Here is a 17,611-nt window from a genome sequence, read left to right as displayed (position 1 = left end):
ACGATAAGGAGAAAAATTATGGCTGAATCTAAGCATGATAAATTTATAAGAGTTGCTGAAGCTAGAACAAATAAAATTATTGATATGATTCGACTTTTAAGTAACTGCTCTAATACCGCAACATATGAATACACTGATGAAGACGTAAAAAAGATTTTCTCTGCACTAGAATCAGAATTAAAAACTTGCAAAAGCAAGTATCAGGATAATAGCAATAAAGAAAGCAAATTTACGTTGAGGTGATTTAGATGACTATTGAATGGAAATTTCCGCATAATGGATTTGGACAAGTGCGTGGAGTATCGGACGCAGGCATTGAAACCTTTACAGGAACAGAGATACAGTCGCTTGCAAGAGAAATTTGTCAAAACTCATTAGATGCAGCGGTGGAAGGCAGTAATGCGACCATCAAAGTTGATTTTGAACAGTATAGAATTCCTTCTTCTGATATTCCTGGATATGAGCAGTACGCTTCTAAAATTCAGAAGGCTTATGATTATTGGTCGAAAAAGAATAGTGAAAAGACCATTAAGGTACTGACAAAGGCATTAAATGCAATTAAGAAGCCTACTACAGTTGTTTTACGAATTAGCGATTTCAACACAACTGGACTTAGCCATCCGTATGAGGATAGTGACGAAGGCTGGAATGCATTGACAAAACTCGATGGTGGTGCGACAAAAACGGGTGATAAAGCCGGAGCATTTGGAATAGGAAAGAACGCACCATTTACAAATTCGGATTATAGATTAGTCTTTTATAGAACTCTAAATGAAGATCAAGAGACTGCTGCACAGGGAATGTCACGCTTTATATCCTTTCCAGAAGATTTAAGCAATAGTATGAATACGATGACAACTGGAATTGGTTACTACGGAAATCCGGAAGGTAATTTACCTGTTGATTCTATCAGTGAGTTAGAAAAATTATATCAGAGATCTGAGATTGGTACAGATGTTTTTGTGTACGGATTTAATGCAGGACATGAATGGAATAGCGATGTAATTAACGAGGTTCTAGAAAATTTCTTAATGTCTATTCACAAGAATTTATTAAGTGTTACAGTTGACAATAAAACCATCGATAATTCTACGCTTGCAGGATATCTCAGTACTTATAATACAAAAATAAAGAATGCATATTGGTACTACCAAGTGCTTGTTCGACCTGAAACAAAAGTGTTCAAAAAGGACTTTCACGGGATGGGAACTCTAAAACTTAGCGTTCTAGTCGATCCTTCGGAGAAATTAAATAGAAAAATTCTCATCACTAGATCTTCCGGAATGAAATTATTTGCATTGGGTAATATGTCGAGAATTATTTCATTTTCTGGTGTGCTTGAAATGGAAGGTAAAGAGCTTAATGAATTCTTTAGAGAAATGGAAACGCCAGCACATGATAAGTGGTTGCCAAGCAGACATTCAACAAATGTGCCGCTTGCAAAAGAATATAACAATGAGCTAAAGGATTGGATAAGAGACTGTATTCAAACGTTGGGCGAACATTCCAGTGACGATGAAATTGAAGTTGCAGGTTTGGCTGGTGTTCTTCAGAAGGAATCAGATAAGACTAATCAGCGTGGAGATGATAGCAATAAAGAAAGTCTTCAAGATACGATTGGTTCCATTACAATTCAGCCCCGAACATCAAAAACAAAGCCAAAGGGTTTATTTTACGGAAGTGATGGAAATGGAAAGTCGAAAAACACGGATACGGAAGGAACCATCGGTTCTGATGGAGGCGATCCAACGACTCGAAATTTAGGTGGAACTAGACATAGGAGTAAAAGGATTCTCATAAAGGAAGAGCGGAACAAGGTGGACATGATACCGTACATAAAAGATATGGTGGAGATATAAACCAAGAACTTAAGAATGTTAGAGTTATAAAAACTTCAAGAACTACCTATAGAGTTTCCTTTATTTTGCCACGAGATATTCGTGCAGGGCATGTTGAGATTGTTACAGTTGGTGAAAATGGTAAATCAAATCGACTGGCCATCCATTCCGCATCAGAGTTGATGGGGTGCACAGGAATAAAGAAGAGTTCGGAAGGTGTAAGTTTTTCTAGTATGAAGGGAAACGAAAAAGTCCAGTTTGAAATCGCTTTGCTTGATAACCGGGATTATGCGATGGAGGTGAATGTATATGAACATAACTAAAAGATTATATACATATCCAGTTCTAAGCGAAGAAAGAGATGATTACAATGATTCTGTCTTTGATGCAGATGTGCAGTATAAAATGAATGGTGTTAATAATCTGTTGTTTGATTTCGATATAGAAATGGATAACAAAGAACTTCAGAAAATGATTCTGGAAGGTGATGCTGAATACGTGGTTCATATTGAATGTGCAAACACATCATATAGAACTACGATTCATGATATTTCAAATCACGTAAGTAAAGAAATTTCGATTGGAAGAATCAACGGAAGAATAGAAATTATCGTTTTAATAGTGACAAAAAAAGATGTTAATCATTTTGTGAACTCTAATTGGAACGAGGACTATCAAGGTCTGTCATTTGAACTTGCAAGGGGAAGTATTCTTGCATATAAAAATATACCTGCAATTGATATTGTAAAGAATTACGAGGAATTTAACAATGCAAGTTCTATTTTTAAGGTGTATAAGCGATTAACAACGGAGTCAAAGCCTATGGAGGTGGAACTGTCAACTGCTCAAATTGGTATTGGTTTGGGATTAGAGGAGTATGAGATTTATTCTCGGTTCTGTGACAAAGAAGAATTCCAACCAATATTGAACTCCATGATGGTTTTCCCTGCTTTGGTATATGTTTTTGAAGAATTAAAGCAGGAGAATGGTATTGAAAATTACGCAGGTACAAATTGGTATATTTCTTTATCAAAGGCCTATGAGAAACGTGGAGTAGACTTGGAAAATGAGCTGTTATATTCTGATAAGACTTCTGTGCAGTTAGCACAGGAAGCAATGGAATTACCGTTGAATGCTGCATTGAGAAAATTTGCAGATTTGTTTGAAACTGGTGAGGAAGAGGAGGATGCCTGAATGAAATTATATTTTATGAAAAAAGAAGCACTGGACATCCTTAAATCAAACCTCGATATGGTTTACAACATGTATTTCACGGAAAAGGATAATAAATGGCTTTGGAAGGTCTGTGGAGGAGATCCATTTGTCGAATTTAAGGAGATACAAGATTTCCAGTTGGCACCGATTGATTCTGATATGTCAAAAGGTGAAGTTGAGTTTGCAAACTGTAAGATTATATATCAACACTTGTCATTTTTGACAGAGTCACAGGCTTGTGATGAAAGACTGTGGGCGGGTCTATGCCATTCGGTTTATTACGATTACCTTAGAAAAAGATGGGATTATGATACAAAATCACCTAAAACTCAGAAGGAGGCTGTATCAAATATAAAATCGAGATTTTTCTTTTCTGGTGGTACAAGAGCCGGATTATTTAGAAATTCCATAGCCAAGTGTTGGTGGGTTGGAAGAAATACCTATGATCCAAGCAATGTAACAAATCCATTTGAAAAATTGGATATTATAGGTAGTAACGATATTAGTAGTAAAATTTCCGATATTTTTTACAGTAATAATTTCTCTGCGAATCCGGTTATTTTGAATGGTATCGTTAAAGCATTCAAAAACTTCAAAGAGGAAAACACACAGCTTTCCCTCAAGGAACATATAAGACCATCATTGCAATTCTTGAATGCAGTAGGCGGTGGAGTTGTTTTAGATTGTCTTGATGAGGATGAGATTGCCGATATGCTCATTGATAATATTTATGGTATTTTACAAGGTGATGAGCAGGGTGTAGAGATTGAAGAGGAATCTGAAGAGTATGAAGATATGGATGTTGATGGCAATGACATATCAGAAGAAGAAAACTCTGAAGATAGTGTTGAAGAAGAGTATATAGTTATTGGTCAAAAAGTCAATGTTCGTATTAAGGAAACCGATGAAGCAAAAACGATACTGGTAAATTATCTTCCGAATTCCACAAAGATTCCGCCATTGGCAAAAAGCCTTTTAGGCTGCTGGATTGGAGATGAGGTTCCTTTCCAAGGAAAGACATATATTATAGAAGCAATTCAAAAGTAAAGGAGATATGAATGGCTAAAATGATAACTGAGCAGCAAGTAAAAGATGCTTTGCAAATTGATTCATTTAGGAATCTATCAAAAGAAAAAATCATGGAATTTGCTTCTTTAATCCCTAATATGGATAAAGATGTTGCAATAAGCATTATTAATCAGTTTCCAGCTTATGCTGAGTCTAGCAGAAAAATGGTAGAGCAGTTTAAAAATGTATGTGATGCAGCACTGGAGAATAATAAGGATAGTCAAAAGGATGCAATCCTGGCATACCGCAAAATTCTTGATGATTTAGGGGAAGTATTAAAAAAAGAGGAACTTACTCCTGAGGAAAGAAATCGTATAACAGAGAAAATGCTTGAGGTTGCAGATCGTATATCTGCAAAAGATACTGAAAATAAGCAGTTTATAGATAATCTTGTTAAATATGGAACTCAGTTAACAGCAGGTGCTCTTTTATTGGGAGCAGTTATTTTAGGAGTAAATGTGAAAGGCATTAATCTTCCTAAATTAAAAAAATAGGAATATCTAGCATTTACACCTTTTAACGATAGCTTTGACCTATCGTTAAAAGGTGTGTACGTAACAAGTGTGAGAAACTTGTATGACTATATCCTGATTGACTGCAATTCCAGCCTTGGCATGGTGACAATGAATGCCCTGACTGCGGCTGATTCGGTCATCATACCGATAGAAGCAGCGTACCTTTCCGTAAAGGGGTTGCAACAGCTTATCACTACCCTTGGCAGGACAAAGAAATATCTGAATCCGAATCTTGGGATAGAGGGAATCGTTTTCACAAAGATGGTTGGACGTACCAATTACGCAAAGGAAATCAAGTCCATGGTGGAAGAAATCTATGGCAAAAATGTCCGTGTGTTTGGTGCGGTTATCCCACATTCTGTGAGAGCGGCAGAGACTTCCGCAGAGGGTGTGAGTATATTCAAGCATGACCCAAACGAAAGAGTCCGAATAGAAGCACCAGAGATGTTTCGGGTGTTAGGAAAACGAACGCCTGAGCTTGTGCGACCATATTTAGAAAAATTAGAATATATAGCAACGCACGATGAGGTTAGTGTAGTTCGTATTCACGCCAAAGGGGCAATTAGAGCTATATTATCTAAAACCATCAAAGAGCCAGACGCTAAGACGCAGAATAAACAAGTGAGATAACTCATAGCTCATTGGCTCTTTCATTTCTGGCTATTCGGCTTAATTACAGTTTTCATGCATATTAGTGGAAAGTTTAAAGAAACGGACTTTGAAAGTGCAAAAGTGGACATTGAGAATGCAGAAGAGGACATTGAAAGTCAAAAAGCGGACATTCGAAACAAATTACTTGCTTTTTCAGATATGATTTCAGAAAAAACAATAAATCACACTTTTGAACTGTTTTCAAAATGTGGAAAAGAAGAATATTTCGGCAGAACGATTGTAGAAGATATTACCGGGATAAAATCAACAAGAGCATCCGAGCTGATAAAACTGTTGGTTGATAGTAAGGTAATCGTATCCGTAACCGGACATGGAAGAGGGAAATACCGATTTCAATTATAGTGAACGTTAAAGGAGTGTTATATAGGAAGTGGCATGGTGATTCGATAGGGAATGGAGGTACAGACTTGAAAGTACAGGAGGGATACCAACTTGGCAGCATTGTTCGCAGAGATTTTTGCCCTGCGTTACAAATAGATGCAGATTCCGAGCAGGTTGTAACTTCAATGCTGAATCAGAATTTTGTCCCCATCGTTGATGGCCGGAATGCTCTATGCGGGATTCTGACAAGGAAACGGCTGATTGAATTTCTGGCACAAGCTCGTGATAAAAAAGAATAAGTCCTGCATCTTTAGACGGTCTTAATACAGATGCGCATTCTCTTTTACTTTCTTTACTCCCTTTGATTTATAATTAAGGGCACATAAAGGGGTATAAAGGAGGATTGCAGTTATGGGAGTAGTGTTGTTAAAAAGGAAGTTGACTTCGTTTCAAATTATCATCCTCGGGTTTTCCGGTGTGATCCTTTTCGGCACCTTCCTTTTAATGTTGCCGTTTTCCAGCCGAAGCGGACTGGCAACGCCTTTCTCGGATGCATTGTTTACTTCTACCTCAGCAGTTTGTGTAACTGGACTCATTATACATGATACGGCAACATATTGGTCGACCTTCGGCCAGTTTGTAATTTTACTGCTGATTCAGATTGGAGGCATGGGGGTTATTACCATAGCCGCATCTTTTGCAATGATTTCCGGTCGGAAGATTTCTTTGATGCAGCGCTGTACCATGCAGGAGGCGATTTCAGCGCCAAAGGTAGGGGGAATCGTTCGCTTGACTGGCTTTATCGTCAGGGTGACACTGGTGATGGAACTGCTGTGTGCAGCCGTGATGGCGCCGGTGTTTTGCCGTGATTTCGGGAAAAAGGGACTTTGGATGGCACTGTTTCATTCCGTGTCCGCTTTTTGTAACGCAGGCTTTGATCTATTGGGTGTGCGCACTCCCTTTTCCTCCCTGACCAGCTATGCAGCAAATCCAGTCATAAACTTTACGATTATGTTCTTAATTGTGTTTGGAGGCATTGGCTTTCTGACTTGGGATGATATTCGAACAAATCGATTGCATTTGCACAAATATCGGATGCAGAGTAAGGTGATTCTTTGTACCACAGCGGTTTTATTGATCGTTCCGGCAATGTACTTTTATTTTTTTGAGTTTGCTGATCTTACCCGAAAGGAACGGCTTTTATCTTCTCTTTTTCAAGCTGTAACACCACGAACAGCTGGCTTTAATACGGTGGAATTAACTGATTTGAGTGAGGCGGGACAATTTATCACCATTGCGCTGATGCTGATCGGCGGTAGTCCCGGGTCTACCGCAGGCGGTTTGAAAACAACAACCATTGCTGTTTTGCTTACTACTGCGATTTCTACCTTTCGGCGCAGAGAAAATGCCAACCTCTTTGGACGTCGCATTGATGATGATGTCGTAAAAAATGCAGCGACAATTTCACTTATGTATATCACGTTATGTTGTACCGGTGGCCTTATCATCAGCGTTTCCGAAGGACTTCCCATGCTTACCTGCCTTTTTGAAACTGCCTCAGCTGTTGGTACAGTCGGCCTGTCCCTGGGAATTACGCCGGAACTGAATCTGCTCTCACGGAGTGTTTTGATTCTGCTGATGTTTTTTGGACGAGTCGGTGGCCTTACATTAATTTTTGCGGCCTTGTCCAGTGCACAAAAGAAAGTTTCAAAACTACCAAAGGAAAAAATAACAGTAGGATAAAGGAGACATTATGAAATCAATTCTTCTAATTGGTCTGGGGCGATTTGGAAAGCATATTGCCCTGCACTTAAATCATTTGGGTCATCAAGTGATGGCGGTAGATACTTCGGAGGAACGTGTAGAGGCTGTTCTGCCCCTTGTTACCAATGCACAGATTGGAGACAGTACGAATGCCGATTTTTTGGAATCTCTCGGTGTTCGCAACTATGATGTATGCATTGTGGCCATCGGCAACAACTTTCAAAGTTCATTGGAAACAACTTCTCTGCTCAGTGAATTAGGAGCGAGGTTTGTAGTTTCCAGAGCTGCAACTGACGTTCAGGAAAAATTTTTGCTGCGTAACGGTGCAAATGAAGTAGTCTACCCGGAAAAACAGCTCGCAAAGTGGACAGCAATCCGTTACAGTGCGGATCACATTCTCGATTACATAGAACTGGATGAAAATCATGCCATGTTTGAGATTCCCATTCCCAAAGATTGGGCGGACCATTCGATTGGAGAGCTTGATATTCGTAAAAAATTTAATATTAACATTATGGGAATCAAGAAAAGCGGCAAGCTGGAGTTATCTATTTCTTCAGACACAGTGCTGAAAGCAGGAGATACCATGTTGGCGTTGGGAAGTAACAGAAATTTGCAAAAGTGCTTTCATACTTGATTTTAAGAAAAATCAAAGGAATTGGGGGGTGAATCCATGCAGGATGTTATTTTACTTGTAAGTACATCAGCCATATTTATTTTTGGGTATTTTCTGATGAATAAACTGGATGTTTTTCTGGAAAACAATTTTGAGCCGATTACCCAGAATCAAATCACACAAATAGCACTATGGAGGGATTCCAAAAAATCACCTGCCGTCGATTTTTTCATTGGATGCCTGAACAAATTTGCCGTGGATCAGTCGCAGATGTAGGTTTTGACGTTGTGTGTTATAATATTGAAAAAGGAAATCGCTTTTACTTGAGTGACAGATAGGAGGGTTAAAATGGAACTGCCAAGACAAGATTCGGATCAGCTTCTTCGTGCGATCCGTAACGATGCATCCACTAAGAAAAGCGGAAAACTCAAAATCTTTTTCGGTTATGCCGCAGGTGTCGGAAAGACCTATGCCATGCTTCAGGCGGCTCATCAGGCTAAGGAGCGTGGCATCGATGTGGTTGCTGGATACATAGAACCCCATGCCCGACCCCAGACGATGGCACTTCTGGACGGCTTGGAGCAGCTTCCTGTGAAACAAGTTGCTTACGAAGGAATGGCCCTTCGTGAATTTGATATTGATGCTGCGCTCAAGCGAAATCCCCAGCTCATACTGGTGGATGAGTTGGCCCATACCAACGCCGAAAGCAGTCGGCACACGAAGCGGTATCAGGATGTTCAGGAACTGCTAAATACTGGAATTGATGTCTATACGACTGTAAATGTCCAACATATTGAGAGTCTCAACGATACGGTAGCCTCTATCACCGGAATTCTTGTGCGGGAGCGCATTCCGGATTCCACCTTTGATCAAGCAGATCAGGTAGAACTGGTGGATATTGAGCCTGCGGAGTTGCTGGAACGACTGGCAAGTGGAAATGTGTACCGGGAAGATCAGGCGCAGCGGGCAACAGTTAATTTTTTCACGCTGGAAAATCTCACCGCATTGCGGGAAATCGCCCTCCGTCGGTGCGCTGACCGGGTGAACTTGCTGACGGAAAGCGCCAGAGTACAGAGCCGAGGCGATTACCATACAGACGAGCGCATTCTGGCATGTCTTTCCTCGTCGCCATCCAACGCAAAAATTATTCGGACTGCTGCAAGGATGGCAAGAGCCTTTCGGGGAACATTTACCGCTCTTTATGTGGAAACGCCAAATACAGCGGCGATGAGTGACGATGATAAAAAGCGTTTGCAGGATAATAAGCGTCTGGCCCAGCAACTTGGCGCTGCGATTGAGACAAGTTATGGCGATGACGTGCCTTATCAGATTGCGGAATTTGCCCGTCTTTCCGGCATCTCAAAAATCGTAATTGGACGAAGTACCATTGCACGAAAGAATATTTTCAGCAAGCCCACCTTGACGGAACGCCTGATTTCCAGCGTACCTAATCTGGATATTCATGTGATACCGGATGCCAGCACAGGAACCAGCTATCAGGAAAAAAAGAGTAAGGTGCAGGTAGATGCGATGCCCCTGCGTGATGTTCTGAAGAGTATAGCTGTATTGCTGGTAGCTACACTGATTGGCTGTGGCTTTGACGCTCTTGGGTTCACGGAGAGTAATATTATCGCAGTTTATATATTAGGCGTACTTGTGACCGCTGTAATCACAACCAACCGACTGTGCGGGATTCTGACCTCGGTTGTCAGTGTGCTGGTTTTCAATTTCTTTTTTACCACTCCGAGACTGACATTCCATTTTGACGATCCGAACTATATTATTACCTTTACCATTATGTTTATAGTAACACTGCTTTCCGGATCTCTCGCTACCCGGCTGAAAGAAAATGCGAAACAATCTGCCCATACAGCTTACCGTACAAAGATTCTTTTTGAAACCAACCAGCTTCTGCAAAAAGAGCAGGATGAGAATGCGGTAATCACCGCTACGGCAGGGCAGCTCATGAAGCTGCTGAAAAAAGATATTGTCGTCTACCTGTCTGATGGTAAAGAACTTGCCACCCCTAACGTTTTTCGTGCTGTTAATAGCATTCAGGAAGATTTAATTTCTGAGAACGAGAAAGCAGTCGCCGATTGGGCCTCCGAAACAATAAACACGCCGGTGCCACAACAGATACATTATCCAGTGCAAAGTGTTTATACCTTGCGATTCGGGTTAACCAGAATGTATATGGAGTAGCTGGTATTGCTGTGAACGGTACTCCATTGGACTCTTTTGAAAATAGCGTGCTTCTTTCCATTCTTGGCGAGTGCGCATTGGCGCTGGAAAACATCAAAAATGCCAAGGAGAAGGAGGAAGCGGCTGTCCTGGCACAAAATGAACAACTTCGTGCCAACCTGCTGCGGGCAATCTCCCATGATCTTCGGACGCCTTTGACAGCGATTTCCGGCAGCGCAGACAATTTGCTTGCAAATTATAAAAAAATGGACGATGCACTACGGGAGCAGACCTTTACTGATATTTATGACGATTCCATGTGGCTAATCAATCTGGTTGAAAATTTGTTAGCAGTCACACGAATTGAGGGCGGACAGGTCAATCTAACTTGGAGTATCGAACTCATGGATGAGGTCGTTTCTGAAGCGCTGAAGCACATCAACAGAAAAAGTAAAGAACACACCATTCGTGTGACCAGCGGTAAAGACTTTATCCTTGCCCACATTGACGCGAAGCTGATCGTTCAGGTGATTATCAATTTGGTTGACAACGCCATCAAATATACCCCTGTCGGTTCAGTAATTGAAATACACACCGATCAAAAAGAGCAATGGGTCACGGTTTCCGTTTCCGACAACGGCCCTGGGATTCCCGATGAGCAGAAACCCCGTATTTTCGATATGTTTTATAGTGGGGCCAATAAAGTGGTCGACAGCCGCAGAAGCCTTGGATTGGGGCTGTCCCTCTGTAAGTCCATTGTGACCGCCCACGGCGGCACGATTTCCGTATCAGACAATCAGCCAAATGGCACTGTTTTTAAATTTACATTACCTGCAGAGGAGGTAGAACTTCATGAATAAACCTTTGATATTAGTGGTTGAGGATGACCCGTCTGTACGAAATCTCATTACGACCACTTTAAAAACAAATGATTATCGTTATGTGGTAGCACCTAATGGCTCGGCAGCCATTATGGAGGCCACATCGCACAATCCTGAAATCATCTTACTGGATTTGGGCTTGCCGGATATGGATGGCATTCAAGTCATTCAAACGGTTCGCTCTTGGTCCAATGTTCCGATTATTGTAATCAGCGCCCGAAGCGAGGATAACGATAAAATCAAGGCGCTGGATGCCGGAGCGGACGATTATTTGACAAAGCCCTTTTCGGTAGAAGAACTGCTGGCACGACTTCGGGTGACGCAGCGAAGACTCTCTCTGATGACGGCAGAGATGTTTACTGCCAGTTCTGTATTTGTGAATGGTAAGTTGAAAGTGGATTATGCCGGGGGATGCGCTTATCTGGATGAAAACGAACTTCACCTGACACCCATTGAGTATAAGCTGTTGTGTCTGCTGTCCAAGAATGTCGGCAAGGTACTGACCCATACCTTTATCACACAAAATATCTGGGGCCGCAGTTGGGATAACGATGTGGCTTCGCTGCGGGTATTTATGGCAACATTGCGAAAAAAACTGGAGCCAACAGAGGAGTCTCCACAATATATTCAAACACATATTGGTGTGGGCTACCGCATGATGAAAATAGAATAACGCTATGAGGACGGCCAGTGTTCTCTATGAAAAATAGACGATTGAGTTTTGGATTGCCCTAATCATTTTTTGATTTTTAGGAATAAGCACTCCAAACACAAAACCGTTGCTATTTAACAGCGATGATTTGCGCTTGAGATGTCGTGGCGGTTGAAACCAAACATTTCTGCCGCCTTCCTCCTCCGGGCAAGTATAACATTGCATCGGCATTATCGTTCCATGTAATTCAGTATAATAATGGCTGTTCTTGGCGCGCCAGTTTTCCCTCACGGAAATCTGGCGTTTTTTGTTGCCATTTTTTCGGAGGTGACCCGGTTGCCTGCCGGTGTCGGTCTCCGCCTCCATTCGATTCACCCGTCAATCACCCGTGAATCGAAATGGAGGTACATAATGAAGAAAATTAACCTTCGGGAACTTTATCCTGATGTTTATACAAGTAGGAGAAGAAGTTTATATCAGTATGATAAATAAAGCTGAAAAATATTGTTGGTTTATGACTCCATATCTAATCATAACAGATGAAATGACGCATGAAAAATAAATTTTGTTGAGGTTAAATTGAGATTGACTTTGTATTGTATAAGTATGAAATAAAAAGGAATCAGGTGATGTACAATGATAAAGCATAAAATATGTAAAATCCTTCTTGTTATACTGACAATTTTTTTATGTGTGGCTTTTTATGAATTGCTCGGAATCTGCGTTGCATATAAAAAGCAGCCGGAAGTGTCCAATACAACCAAAAAAGAAACAAAAAATGGGTCATGGAACGAATGCAGTGAAAATACAGAACGGGCAGTAATCATAGAAAAGAATCCAGAAGCGCTTTTACAAAGAGTGCGTTTGATCAAGAATGCAAAAAAGGAAATTATTCTTTCTACTTTTGCATTTCAATCCGATGAAAGTGGAAAATTGATTTTAGGAGCACTGCATGATGCGGCAGACAGAGGTGTACATATTCGTCTGTTAGTAGATGGAATGGAGAGCTGGATTGATATGGAAGGAAATCCGTATTTCTATGGATTATCTTCCCATGAGAATGTTGAAATTAAACTGTATAATAAGGCCAATCCGTTGAAACCGTGGAAAATGATGGGTAGAATGCATGATAAATATTTGATTGCAGATGGAAAGAGATATATTCTTGGGGGAAGAAATATACACAATTATTTCCTGGGTGATTTTCCGGGACATAAGAACTATGACAGAGACGTGTTAGTGGTTTGCGATGAACCTGAGAAAGAAAATTCAGTTAACCAGTTGTCAGAGTATTTTGAAACCATATGGAATCAGGAAGACAGTGGTTATTTTCATAACAATAAAAAACTGGCAAATAGAAAATCTGTAAAGAACGCAGTTTTAGAGCTGCAGAACAGCTATCAGAAATATTTTGAGGAGAATAAGGAAAGAATCTGCGAGACCGATTATACGGACGAAACTTTTGAGACAGAAAAGATTACATTAGTGTCAAATCCTATTCACACAGGTTCCAAAGAACCAGTAGTGTGGTATCAGTTGGGAGAATTGATGAAAAATGCAAAAAATCGTGTGAAGATCCACACGCCATATATTATCTGTAATGATATGATGTATAATACATGGGAGGAGATTGCAGAGAACGTTTCAGATTTTTCTATCATGACAAATTCAGTTGCGAATAATAGGAATCCATTTGGGTCTGCCGATTATGCGAAAAACAGAAATAGAATCTTAAGTACAGGAATTAATATCTGGGAATATGAAGGCGGTTATTCATACCACGGAAAAAGTATTCTGATTGACGATGATCTGTCTGTAATAGGTTCCTTTAATATGGACATGAGAAGTGCATATTTGGATACGGAACTGATGCTTGTAATACGCAGTAAAGATATTAATAAACAGTTGGAAGAGGGCATGATGGAATATGAGAAAGTGTCCCGCCAGATATTAGAAGGTGGAACTTATAATGATCCATATCATGTAGAGCCAATCGAATTAACAAAGAAACGTCAGAGAAAAATATTTTTGGTACAGCATCTGCTTGGATGGGCAAGGTATCTGTTTTAATAAGGAGGAAGGAAAACGTGTTTCAAATATTGATTGTAGAAGATGATAAAGAATTAAGCCAGCTATTCCAAAAAGTGCTTGAGAAGAATGGATATCAAGTCAAAAGTGCATCGGATGGAGCACAGGCATTAGAAGTATTGGATAAGGAATATATTGATCTGATCATTTCTGATATTATGATGCCGGTTATGGATGGCTATGAACTGGTGTCAGAACTTCGTTCAGCAGGATATCAGATACCAGTGCTTATGATCACTGCGAAAGGTTCCTTTGATGATATGCGTCAGGGATTTTTTTCGGGAAGTGATGATTATATGGTAAAACCGGTAAATGTGAATGAAATGGTTTTAAGAGTCGGAGCACTGCTTCGCCGTGCACAGATATTGAATGAACACAAAATTGTGATCGGTTCAACAGAGTTTGATTATGATGCAATGACGGTTACAACTGATAAGGAAAGTCTTGTTTTACCTAAAAAACAATTCCTGCTTTTATATAAGCTTGCAGCTTCGCCAGGCAGAACATTTACAAAACAACAGTTGATGGATGAAGTATGGGGGTACGAGACGGAGGCAGACCCACATACAATAGAGGTACATATAGGAAGACTCAGAGAGCGTTTTAAAGATAACCCGGATTTTGAAATCGTAACAATGCGTGGAATTGGATACAAGGTGGTGAAAAAATAATGGAACAAAAGAAAAAAAAAGGATTGCGGATCCGATCCTGTCTGACTGGTGCAATCTGGCTGGCACTTGTATTTTCAACAGTCATATCTGCTTTATTATTTGCTTTTTTGAATCATTTTTTTAATCTGCCGGGTAGCATACCTGTGCTTGGCTGGCTTTTGATTTTCAATACATTGATTGCAGGGCTGATCACTTCCTTTATCAATGCAAAGTTACTGGAACCAATTACCAGACTTAGTAAAGCAATGAAGGAAGTTTCTCAGGGAGATTTTGAACAGCATTTGGAAACGAACAGCCGTATAGCAGAAGTTGGAGAATCTTATCAAAGTTTTAACGTTATGACAAAAGAACTTCGTGCAACAGAGGTGCTGCAGATGGATTTTGTATCTAATGTTTCTCATGAGTTTAAGACCCCGATTAATGCCATTGAAGGATATACAATGCTGCTACAGGGAGAAGAACTGTCTCCGGATCAAGAGGAATATGTAGAAAAAATCTTATTTAACACCCAAAGGCTTTCCGGATTGGTTGGTAATATTTTGCTGTTATCCAAGTTAGAGAATCAGAATATACCAATGAAAAAAACAGAATATCGTCTGGATGAACAGATCCGCCAGGCATTTCTTTCATTGGAAACAAAATGGACAGAAAAAGAAATTGGTTTTCAGGTAGAATTGGAGGAAGTTAAGTATACTGGGAATGAAGGACTTTTTATGCATATCTGGATAAATCTTTTGGATAATGCGATTAAGTTCAGCCCTTCAAAGGGGACAATTACGATGTTTCTGAAACAAGAACAGGATTCTGTTAAGTTCATTCTGGAAGATGAAGGACCAGGAATAGAGGATGATGTAAAATCCAGAATATTTGACAAGTTCTATCAGGTAGATGGATCTCATAAAGCAGAAGGAAATGGCCTAGGTCTTGCACTTGTAAAACGGATTGTAGACAGTGCCGGAGGAACAATCAAAGCAGAAAATCGTGAATATGGTGGATGCAGATTTGTTATAGAGCTGCCAAAGCAGAAAGATGAGATTATATAGTTTTAAGATAAATTAGAAGATAGGAGGATTTATATGACATTTTATCAGGAGTTGCAGTTAAATCAGGCAGGTTCTAAAAAACTGTTGAAAAAGAGTGAAACACTAAAAGAAAAATTATATCATATGTGGGTATATCTGGTGAAGATAGCTGTTACAATGGCATTTTGTTTTTTCTTTGTTAGTATTTTCAGCACCCTATTTGGAAATGAGAACAGCATTGTAGGTGTAGTAGTCTTATTATGTCTCATGGTGTTTAGAAATGCGGATTTGGGGATCCACACCGGACAATCTACGATGCTTTTGGCTTTGTTCTTTGTAATTATGACTGTATGTCCGCATTTAGCAAATCAGTTTTCACCGGTATTGGGAATGCTGTTAAATATTGCGGCACTGGCTGTGTTGATTCTGTTCGGATGCCATAATCCACTCATGTTTAATCAATCTACATTGGTTCTTGGGTATCTGCTGCTATATGGTTATGATGTTACGGGAAAAAGCTATCAGATGCGATTAGTCGGAATGGCTTTAGGTGCAGCACTTACCTGCTTCGTATTTTATCGAAATCATAAAAACAGAACTTATAAAAGAAATCTGAAAGATCTGATACAAGAATTTGATATCACTTCTTCCAGAACAAAATGGCAGATATGTCAGATTTTATGCGTACCGATTGTCCTTTGCATTGCAGAACTTTGTAATATGCCACGTGCAATGTGGGCTGGTATTGCGGCCATGTCCGTGATTTTGCCGTTTATGGAAGATATGCACTACAGAGTCCGTAAAAGGATTGTCGGAAATATTGCAGGTGTTATATGTTTTACAGTATTATATTTTCTGCTTCCTTCGTCAATCTATGCATATATAGGAATTCTTGGTGGAATCGGTGTAGGATTTTCAGCACAATATGGCTGGCAGGCGGTATTTAACACATTTGGTGCTTTAGCCATTGCTGCAGAGACTTATGGACTACAAGGAGCGGTTAGTCTTAGAGTAATCCAAAATGTTTTTGGTGTTGTGTTTGCTTTAGCATTTTGTGTTATATTTTATTGGTTTATGTCTAAAAAAAAGGAAAGTGAGGTGCCCGTACATGCAGAGTGAAGTGAATCAGGAAGAAAATTTGAATAGAATTATTACGGTTCCTAATCTTCTTTCTTTTTTTCGGCTTTGTTTGATTCCGGTAATTATATGGAGTTATTGTGTAAAGAAAAATCCTCTGTTAGCTGGTGAAATCTTATTGCTGTCTGGTCTTACGGATCTTGCTGATGGATATATCGCAAGAAGATTCCATAGGATTAGTAATTTAGGAAAAATACTTGATCCGGTGGCTGATAAGCTGACACAGGCAGCGATGTTAATCTGTCTGTTTACTCGTTTTCCGCATGTGCTTCTTTTAATCGTAATAATGGCAGGTAAAGAGTTGTATATGGTAGTCAGTGGATGTCTTGTGATACGAAAGACAGGAAAAGTACATGGTGCAGACTGGCATGGAAAGATAGTAACCTTTTTATTATATGGAACTGCAGCGGTGCATATTATATGGTTCCACATTACACCGATGGTATCAGATCTATTGATTGGTTTGTGCGCTATAATGATGGTCATATCGGTCGCTCTGTATATTATCCAGAATACCAGGACTCTTAAGGGAGAGACTGTATAAGCAATTTTATATTGCAATGACTAGAAAAATATTTAGGAGAAGATAGATATAAACAGTAAGTCAAACACACAAACTATGGAGTCTTTAGTCGGTTTAATAAAATTTTAGATTCTCTATTTACCAGGTTCTTCCACAGCTGATTAAACTCTGGGGACTGAATGTAAAAACGGATGTTGAATCTAAAAAAAGTTCGCCCAACTGAGCGTGAAATGACAACCCCATTGTTTCTGCTTCGATGTGTGCAGTTAGGCTTATCGATGGCAGATCTTGATATGCTGTCGATAGGTCTTATCAATGATATGTATGCAGAGAGCAGAAACGATGATTGCAAATATGCAGAACTAGCAACGCAGGAAGATTTCGACAAGTTTTAATGGTAATAATTATTAATAATATGTTATACTCAAATCAGTAAAGAGGTGATTA

The 17,611-nt window shown here is 39.8% G+C and carries 20 protein-coding genes and 1 pseudogene; 20 read left to right on the top strand and 1 reads right to left on the bottom strand.

The annotated features are described in order from the left end of the window. Positions 1 to 18: 18 nt before the first annotated feature. The 14 genes and pseudogenes from DW959_RS02625 (at position 19) to DW959_RS02565 (ending at position 11,744) form a co-directional block, all read left to right on the top strand. Positions 19 to 243 (top strand): hypothetical protein, encoded by a 225-nt coding sequence (locus DW959_RS02625; protein WP_117688270.1) that lies wholly within the window; start codon positions 19 to 21, stop codon positions 241 to 243. Positions 244 to 248: 5 nt separating this feature from the next. Beyond that, entirely contained in the window at positions 249 to 1,859 is a 1,611-nt protein-coding gene (locus DW959_RS02620; RefSeq protein WP_243023309.1) for a hypothetical protein, read from the top strand. A gap of 65 nt (positions 1,860 to 1,924) precedes the next feature. Further along, the gene (locus DW959_RS14395; RefSeq protein WP_243023307.1) at positions 1,925 to 2,161 is read left to right on the top strand and encodes a hypothetical protein; all 237 of its coding nucleotides are present in this window, start codon (positions 1,925 to 1,927) and stop codon (positions 2,159 to 2,161) included. Then, positions 2,148 to 3,032 carry a hypothetical protein gene (locus DW959_RS02615; protein ID WP_118615322.1) on the top strand — a complete coding sequence of 295 codons (885 nt, stop codon included), beginning with the start codon at positions 2,148 to 2,150 and terminating at the stop codon, positions 3,030 to 3,032. The genes DW959_RS14395 and DW959_RS02615 overlap by 14 nt, the downstream gene beginning before the upstream one ends. Continuing rightward, positions 3,033 to 4,100, top strand: coding sequence for a DUF6339 family protein (locus tag DW959_RS02610; RefSeq protein ID WP_118615320.1), 1,068 nt, complete (start codon positions 3,033 to 3,035; stop codon positions 4,098 to 4,100). 11 nt (positions 4,101 to 4,111) lie between these two features. After that, positions 4,112 to 4,615, top strand: a complete 504-nt coding sequence (locus DW959_RS02605) for a hypothetical protein (protein WP_118615318.1) — start codon at positions 4,112 to 4,114, stop codon at positions 4,613 to 4,615. 69 nt (positions 4,616 to 4,684) lie between these two features. Next, positions 4,685 to 5,266 (top strand): ParA family protein, encoded by a 582-nt coding sequence (locus DW959_RS14390; protein WP_243023306.1) that lies wholly within the window; start codon positions 4,685 to 4,687, stop codon positions 5,264 to 5,266. 54 nt (positions 5,267 to 5,320) lie between these two features. Then, the gene (locus DW959_RS02595) at positions 5,321 to 5,650 is read left to right on the top strand and encodes a hypothetical protein (protein ID WP_182430047.1); all 330 of its coding nucleotides are present in this window, start codon (positions 5,321 to 5,323) and stop codon (positions 5,648 to 5,650) included. A 65-nt stretch (positions 5,651 to 5,715) separates the two neighbouring features. Then, positions 5,716 to 5,928 (top strand): CBS domain-containing protein, encoded by a 213-nt coding sequence (locus DW959_RS02590; protein ID WP_147353060.1) that lies wholly within the window; start codon positions 5,716 to 5,718, stop codon positions 5,926 to 5,928. A gap of 112 nt (positions 5,929 to 6,040) precedes the next feature. Next, positions 6,041 to 7,372: a TrkH family potassium uptake protein gene (locus DW959_RS02585; protein WP_118483255.1), complete on the top strand. Its 1,332-nt coding sequence runs from the start codon at positions 6,041 to 6,043 to the stop codon at positions 7,370 to 7,372. 10 nt (positions 7,373 to 7,382) lie between these two features. After that, positions 7,383 to 8,030, top strand: coding sequence for a TrkA family potassium uptake protein (locus DW959_RS02580; protein ID WP_117785753.1), 648 nt, complete (start codon positions 7,383 to 7,385; stop codon positions 8,028 to 8,030). 36 nt (positions 8,031 to 8,066) lie between these two features. Then, positions 8,067 to 8,285 (top strand): hypothetical protein, encoded by a 219-nt coding sequence (locus DW959_RS02575; RefSeq protein WP_118615314.1) that lies wholly within the window; start codon positions 8,067 to 8,069, stop codon positions 8,283 to 8,285. A gap of 72 nt (positions 8,286 to 8,357) precedes the next feature. Next, positions 8,358 to 11,050, top strand: a pseudogene (locus DW959_RS02570) (sensor histidine kinase KdpD). Further along, positions 11,043 to 11,744, top strand: coding sequence for a response regulator transcription factor (locus DW959_RS02565; RefSeq protein WP_008402109.1), 702 nt, complete (start codon positions 11,043 to 11,045; stop codon positions 11,742 to 11,744). The pseudogene DW959_RS02570 and the gene DW959_RS02565 overlap by 8 nt, the downstream one beginning before the upstream one ends. Before the next feature lie 24 nt (positions 11,745 to 11,768). On the opposite strand, the gene DW959_RS02560 is transcribed toward DW959_RS02565, so the two are convergent. Further along, the gene (locus DW959_RS02560) at positions 11,769 to 12,089 is read right to left on the bottom strand and encodes a hypothetical protein (RefSeq protein ID WP_118615312.1); all 321 of its coding nucleotides are present in this window, start codon (positions 12,087 to 12,089) and stop codon (positions 11,769 to 11,771) included. Positions 12,090 to 12,359: 270 nt separating this feature from the next. On the opposite strand from DW959_RS02560, the gene DW959_RS02550 reads away from it, so the two are divergent. The 6 genes from DW959_RS02550 (at position 12,360) to DW959_RS14085 (ending at position 17,559) form a co-directional block, all read left to right on the top strand. After that, a complete protein-coding gene (locus tag DW959_RS02550; RefSeq protein WP_118615310.1) occupies positions 12,360 to 13,793 on the top strand; it encodes a phospholipase D family protein in 1,434 nt (477 codons plus the stop codon). After that, complete coding sequence (locus DW959_RS02545) at positions 13,772 to 14,482, top strand: response regulator transcription factor (protein WP_005421560.1); 711 nt, start codon at positions 13,772 to 13,774, stop codon at positions 14,480 to 14,482. The genes DW959_RS02550 and DW959_RS02545 overlap by 22 nt, the downstream gene beginning before the upstream one ends. Continuing rightward, positions 14,482 to 15,525: a HAMP domain-containing sensor histidine kinase gene (locus DW959_RS02540; protein WP_005421561.1), complete on the top strand. Its 1,044-nt coding sequence runs from the start codon at positions 14,482 to 14,484 to the stop codon at positions 15,523 to 15,525. Before DW959_RS02545 ends, DW959_RS02540 begins: the two co-directional genes overlap by 1 nt. 33 nt (positions 15,526 to 15,558) lie before the next feature. Next, positions 15,559 to 16,623, top strand: coding sequence for an FUSC family protein (locus DW959_RS02535; RefSeq protein ID WP_118615308.1), 1,065 nt, complete (start codon positions 15,559 to 15,561; stop codon positions 16,621 to 16,623). Then, positions 16,613 to 17,185 carry a CDP-alcohol phosphatidyltransferase family protein gene (locus DW959_RS02530; RefSeq protein WP_005335451.1) on the top strand — a complete coding sequence of 191 codons (573 nt, stop codon included), beginning with the start codon at positions 16,613 to 16,615 and terminating at the stop codon, positions 17,183 to 17,185. The genes DW959_RS02535 and DW959_RS02530 overlap by 11 nt, the downstream gene beginning before the upstream one ends. 170 nt (positions 17,186 to 17,355) lie before the next feature. Beyond that, positions 17,356 to 17,559: a hypothetical protein gene (locus DW959_RS14085; RefSeq protein WP_008402119.1), complete on the top strand. Its 204-nt coding sequence runs from the start codon at positions 17,356 to 17,358 to the stop codon at positions 17,557 to 17,559. Positions 17,560 to 17,611: the final 52 nt, after the last annotated feature.

It is taken from the genome of Clostridium sp. AM46-21 (assembly GCF_003480025.1).
GTDB classification, from domain to species: domain Bacteria; phylum Bacillota; class Clostridia; order Lachnospirales; family Lachnospiraceae; genus Coprococcus; species Coprococcus ammoniilyticus.
Note: the sequence above shows the minus strand (reverse complement) of the source record. Positions and strands in the feature narration are given on the sequence as shown.